The sequence below is a fragment of the Micromonospora sp. ATCC 39149 genome (assembly GCF_000158815.1).
Lineage (GTDB): Bacteria > Actinomycetota > Actinomycetes > Mycobacteriales > Micromonosporaceae > Micromonospora.
Genome location: NZ_GG657738.1, coordinates 514,249 through 519,524, shown reverse-complemented (window position 1 = coordinate 519,524; position 5,276 = coordinate 514,249). Strand labels below are relative to the sequence as shown.

The window sequence follows — 5,276 nt, the reverse complement described above, 5'->3', positions numbered from 1 at the left end:
CGGTCATCCTGCTCACCATCGTGCTGGCCGTGGCGATCGGCGCGAGCAGCATCTCCGTGGTGCAGGCCGCCGTGTCCGCCCTCTACCTGGTGGTGGTCGCCCCGCCGACGGAAGTCGCTGATCCCGTTCCGGTTCGTCGACGCGCTGATCGGCGGGGCGGTGGCCCTCGTGGCCAGCCAGCTCGTCGACGCCCATCGCCCGCTGGCCCCGCTGGTCGCCGAGTTCCGGCAGACCTTCGAGGAGCTCGCCGGGCTGCTGCGGGAGGTCGCCGACGCGCTCGACGCCGGCGACGAGCAGGCGGCCCTGGCCGCCCTGGACCGGGCGCGGGGCATGGACGCCGCCGTGGAGCGGCTGCGCGTCGCGCTGCTCGCCGCCGGCGAGGCGCTGACCCTGCACGTGCGCCGCCGCCGGCACATGGGCCGGCTGCGCTCGGTCGACGCGTCCATCGGGCAGATCGACTATGCCGTGCGCAACGTGCGGGTGCTGGCCCGGGCCGGGGTGACCCTCACCCGGCTGGCGACCCCCGTGCCGGCCGAACTCGGCGCGGCGGTGCGCTGCCTGGCCGGCGCCGTACACGCCGCCGGTGAGTCGTTCGCCGCTGACCTCGACGGCCGCGACGCCGTCGCCGACGAGCACGCCGCCCGTGCCGAGGCCGCCGCGCTGGACGCCGTCCGGGTCGCTGGAAGGTTGTTCGCCTCCGGGCAGCCCCTGCCGCTGGCGATGATCGTGGGCCAGTTGCGGGCCACCGCCATCGACCTGCTGCGCGGGGTGGGCGTGGACGACGACGCCGCCGTGCTCGGCCGCGTCGACGAGGCGCTGGGACTGCCGGCGGTGTGATCCCGCGACTACCCGCCGCCCGCCTGCCGACGAACCACCGTCCGGATCGTGGTAAGGGGCGGGGGTGGCGATCGGTCCTGTCGCGTCGGGGTGTCCAATGGGCGGTCGACGCCCCGGAGCCGAGAGGACGCCGCCATGAGCAGCACCGACGACCCACCCGCCGGCCCGGGTGACCGGGCCGGTGCGCAACGCCCGGTACTGGCCGCCCGCAACGGCGTAGCGGCCGTGTTCGCCCTGAACGGGCTCGCGCTCGCCACCTGGTTCGCCCGGGTGCCGGCCGTCCGTGAGGCGCTGGACCTCAGCGCCGGAGGGCTCGGCCTGCTGTTGCTGTCGATGTCGCTGGGCGCGCTGCTGGCGATGCCGACGGCCGGTCTGGTGACCCAGCGACTCGGCGCGGCCAGGGCGGTCGTTCTCGGCGCCGCGCTGGTCGCGGGCGGGATGACCGTCGCCGGGGCGTCCGCGGGGACCGCCGGGTTCCTGCCCGGGGCCGCCGTCGGCCTGTTCGTTTTCGGCTACGGCGCCGGCACCTGCGACGTGGCGATGAACATCGAGGGTACGACCGTCGAGCGGCGGCTGGGGCGTACCATCCTGCCCCGGTTCCACGCGGCCTGGAGCCTCGGCTCGGTGGCCGGCGCGGGGCTCGGCGCCGGGGCCGCGCGGGTCGGGGTGCCCGTCGCCGTGCACCTGAGCGTGCTCGCGGCGGTGGTGATCGTCGGTACGCTGCTCGGTGCCCGGTCCTTCCTGCCCGAAGCCGGGGACGCGCCGGCCGGTGGGGGGACGGCCGCAGCCCGACGTGCGGCGCTGCTCGCCGCCTGGCGGGAGCCGCGCACCCTGCTCATCGGCCTGCTGGTGCTGGTGATGGCGTTCGCCGAGGGCAGCGCCACCGACTGGCTCGCGGTGGCCTTCGTCGACGGGTACGGGCTCAGCGAGGCGGCCGGCGCCGCCGTGTTCGGGGTGTTCGTGGTCGGCATGACCGTCGGGCGGACCGCAGGGACCGTGGCGATCGACCGGTGGGGCCGGGTGCCGGTGCTGTTCGGCACCACTCTGCTCGCCGGGGTGGGCGCCTGCCTCGCCGTGCTGGCCGGCGGCGGGCTGGTGGCGATCTTCGGTGTCGCGCTGTGGGGGCTGGGCGCGTCGCTGGGCTTCCCGGTGGGGCTCAGCGCCGCCGCCGACGAAGAGGACCGGGCACCGGCCCGGGTCAGCGTCGTCGGGGTGATCGGCTACACGGCGTTCCTCGGCGGCCCGCCGCTGCTCGGGCTGCTCGGTGACCACGTGGGCACGCTGCGGGCCCTGCTCGCGGTGCCGCTGCTGCTGGTGCCCGCCCTCGCGCTGGTCCCGGTGCTTCGCGAATCGTCAGGCAGGGTCACGGCTGCCGGTGCACGTGACCGGCTCCATGGTCCTCACGGATAGTTGCCCCCGGCGGTGGGGTTCAGGGTGCCGGCGGCGGTGCCGCCCGCAGCCAGACGTGCAGCGTCCGGCGCGTCGGGCCGCAGCCAGACGCGCAGCGGCCCGGCGCTCCGGAAGCCCGCGTCCTCGGCCGGCGGCAGGCCGCCGCCGGGCTCGTAGCCGACCAGCGGCCGGCCCGGGCAGGCCGCGACGACGCCGCGCCAGACCCCGGCGAGATCCCCGTCCGAGGCGAAGATGTTGGACACCCCGACGGCCTGGCCGGTGTCGGTGAGCACGCCGCCCCCGGTGAGCGCCCCGTCGCCGTCGTGCCGGGCGAGGAACGTGATCCGGGAGTCGGCCAGCAGAGCCGGCCGGGACAGTGCCTCGTTGCCGTGCGCGGCGGCCCAGCGGGCCAGCCCCCGCGCCGAGTCGACCGGGGCCAGCGCCACCCCGCCCGGGGCGGCCGTGGCCGGCCGGTGGATCCACTCGGCGGAGAAGAGCACCCGGAAGCCGTACGGGGTGAGGTCCAGGTCGGCGAAGCTGTCCTTCACCGACGCCCCGGGCCCGGTGTCGATTCGGGCCAGCAACCGGGCGGCGTCCACGCCGGGGCGAAGGGTCACGGCGTCCGGATACCACGGCGGGGAGCGGCGCGGCACCGACCAGGCGTCGGCGTCGTACGCCCCCGCGAGGCCGTGGGCCCGGCAGACCAGATCACACCAGTCGGCGTTGTCTCGCGCCGCCACCGTCCGCCACGCCGCCACCGGACGAGTGTACGGGCGGGCGGGCCCATGGTCAGCATCCTTTTATCCCGCGCTCAGCAGGTTGCCAGGCGGGGGTGCTTCACTGGTCCGTACGCCGAGGAGAGGAGCCGGGCATGGGCTGGTTCAGCCGGCGCCAGCGCGCCACCGACGGGACCCCGACGAAGCTCGACCGCGAGGCGACGCCGGACGATCTGGCGGCCCTGGAGGCGTTCGTCCGCAGCCGCTGGGGCGTGGAGTTCTACCTGGAACCGGAGACCACCGCCACCGACACCACGGTGCTGGCGATCGCCCACGACGGGGAGTGGATCCGGCGGCGGACCGGGTCGCCCCGGGTCGCCGCGAAGATCGCCCAGCGGCACGCCGTGCCGTTGTACGAGGCCGCGCGCACCGGGTACCCGGAGCGGATGCGGGCCTGGAACCGGGCACACCCGGAGCGCCGGGGGCACTGATCCCCGTTCCGGCGCGTCGATCCACCGATCCGGCGCGGTGGCCCGGCGTGATCAGATCACGTGTGCCGCGATGGCCCGCGCGCAGTCAAGCGACTCGGTGCGGCTGGTGTCGACCTCGACGTCATAGCGGACGCCCTCGTGCACGATCTCGGCCTGCGCCGCCGCCATCCCGATCACGCGATCTCCCCTCGCGATCTCCCGGCCCGCCGCGATGTCCACAGGGCAGCAAACCCCGACCCACAGCACCTCGAGGTTCGTCAGGTAGCGGCGAGTGCGTTCCTGGGAAGCCGCGCCGCCGAGGAAGACCTCGTCCAGGACGATGCGTGCTCCGGCGCCCGCCATCGCGGCGATGCCGACCAGCCAGGCATGCTGCAACGCGAGGAAGTCCTCGCCGACGACCACCTCGCCCTGTTCCCCGAAGACCAGCCCGGAGGGAGCGGACGTCATCGCCGGCGGAAGCCGGTCGATCAGGTCGTCCACGCCGAAGCTGATCCACGGGTGCGGCAGCAGGTGCTTGAGGCACCGGACGATCGCCGACTTGCCCGAGCTGGAGCCCCCGTTGAGCACGATGAACTGCGTCGCCACCTGATCGGCTTCCTTCCGGAGGATTCGCCATCGTGCCCTGCCCGGGTGATGATCGGATACAGCGTAACCAGCCTGGCGGCAGACCCCTCGGGAAACGGAACGCGGAACAGTCGAATCGATCGGCGTACGACATTACGTGGCACCGAACCCGATTTCCGCTCCCATTGCGGCTGGTCGATGCTGACCTGGGCGGCTGGCGGCCGGGCGCCCGGCGTTGACCCGCGGCGGTCGGGTGTGGCAGCATTCGCGGCCTGACGGCAGTGAAGGAAGCCGGTGCGATTCCGGCGCGGTCCCGCCACTGTCACCGGGGAGCGATCCCCCCTCGTGAGTCACGGCCGTGTGTCTGCGGTTGGAAGGCCGGGGGTGAGCGTCGATCCGGAAGCCAGGATACTTCGGCCGTCGGGACGACCCCAGGGCGTGGACACCCGAGGAGGACCCGATGACGCACGGCGTATCGCACATCGACGATCATCGTCGCCGACCGGCGCGCGGCAGTGTGCCCGCGACCCGTCGTCGCACCGCACCGCCCGCCGGCCACACCCCCGCACGCCCCGACTGTCGCCGGCCCGTGTCCGGCGCCGCACGCCCCTGAGCCCGCGCACCGCGTACCGCGCCACGCCACGCCCCCGGCGCGCCGGCCCTCGCCGGTGAACCGGCCACCGGCCCGCCCTACCCGCTGACCCGCCGAAGTCGCGCCCACCCCGCCCGCAGACGGCCCAGCCCGCCGCCTGGTGTCACTCTCCGGAGCCTTACGTGCGCATTCTGCTGCTGTCCACCGCCGACACCGATCTACTCGCCGCCCGGGCCAGCGGCATCGGCTACCGGCCGGCGAACCCCACCCGGGTCGCCGCCGACGCCGTGCCGGCGCTGCTCGACGGCGTCGACCTCGCCGTCGTACGGCTGCTCGGCGGCCGGCAGGCGTGGCCGGACGGCCTCGCGGCCGTGCTCGGTTCCGGGGTGCCGACGGTCGTGCTCGGCGGCGAGTCGGTGCCCGACGCCGAGCTGATGGCCGCGTCCACGGTGGCCTCCGGGGTGGCCACCGGGGCCCTGGCGTACCTGGTCGAGGGTGGACCCCGCAACCTCGCCGAGCTGGCCCGGTTCCTCTCCGACACGGTGCTGTTCACCGGCGAGGGCTTCGCCCCGCCCGCGCCCACCCCCGGGTACGGCGTGCACGGCGAGTGGCCCGCCAAGCCCGAACGCCCCACCGTCGGGATCGTCTTCTACCGGGCGCACAAGCCTCGCCGGGAACACCGACTTC

General features: G+C 75.1%; 5 protein-coding genes, 1 pseudogene and 1 riboswitch. Of the genes and pseudogenes, 4 read left to right on the top strand and 2 right to left on the bottom strand.

The genetic code is table 11. The features are described 5' to 3' along the window. Window positions 1–168 precede the first annotated feature (168 nt). On the top strand, window positions 169–837 hold the full coding sequence (locus MCAG_RS02175; protein ID WP_198141469.1) for a hypothetical protein: 669 nt from the start codon (window positions 169–171) through the stop codon (window positions 835–837). 135 nt (window positions 838–972) lie between these two features. Next, window positions 973–2,247 (top strand): MFS transporter, encoded by a 1,275-nt coding sequence (locus tag MCAG_RS02170; RefSeq protein WP_050777819.1) that lies wholly within the window; start codon window positions 973–975, stop codon window positions 2,245–2,247. On the opposite strand, the gene MCAG_RS02165 is transcribed toward MCAG_RS02170, so the two are convergent. Continuing rightward, window positions 2,238–2,984 (bottom strand): hypothetical protein, encoded by a 747-nt coding sequence (locus tag MCAG_RS02165; protein WP_007071352.1) that lies wholly within the window; start codon window positions 2,982–2,984, stop codon window positions 2,238–2,240. The genes MCAG_RS02170 and MCAG_RS02165 overlap by 10 nt on opposite strands. A 113-nt stretch (window positions 2,985–3,097) precedes the next feature. On the opposite strand from MCAG_RS02165, the gene MCAG_RS02160 reads away from it, so the two are divergent. After that, window positions 3,098–3,433 (top strand): hypothetical protein, encoded by a 336-nt coding sequence (locus MCAG_RS02160; protein WP_007071351.1) that lies wholly within the window; start codon window positions 3,098–3,100, stop codon window positions 3,431–3,433. A 51-nt stretch (window positions 3,434–3,484) separates the two neighbouring features. On the opposite strand, the gene cpt is transcribed toward MCAG_RS02160, so the two are convergent. After that, window positions 3,485–4,018 (bottom strand): chloramphenicol phosphotransferase CPT, encoded by a 534-nt coding sequence (gene cpt / locus MCAG_RS02155; RefSeq protein ID WP_007071350.1) that lies wholly within the window; start codon window positions 4,016–4,018, stop codon window positions 3,485–3,487. A gap of 263 nt (window positions 4,019–4,281) precedes the next feature. After that, window positions 4,282–4,411, top strand: a riboswitch (cobalamin riboswitch). A 360-nt stretch (window positions 4,412–4,771) separates the two neighbouring features. On the opposite strand from cpt, the pseudogene MCAG_RS02150 reads away from it, so the two are divergent. Further along, a pseudogene (locus MCAG_RS02150) lies at window positions 4,772–5,276 on the top strand (cobaltochelatase subunit CobN); the annotation flags it as partial.

Coding starts and splice junctions, on each gene's coding strand:
- MCAG_RS02160 (WP_007071351.1), top strand. CDS start 3,098: ATGGGCTGGTTCAGCCGGCGCCAGCGCGCCACCGACGGGACCCCGACG.
- MCAG_RS02170 (WP_050777819.1), top strand. CDS start 973: ATGAGCAGCACCGACGACCCACCCGCCGGCCCGGGTGACCGGGCCGGT.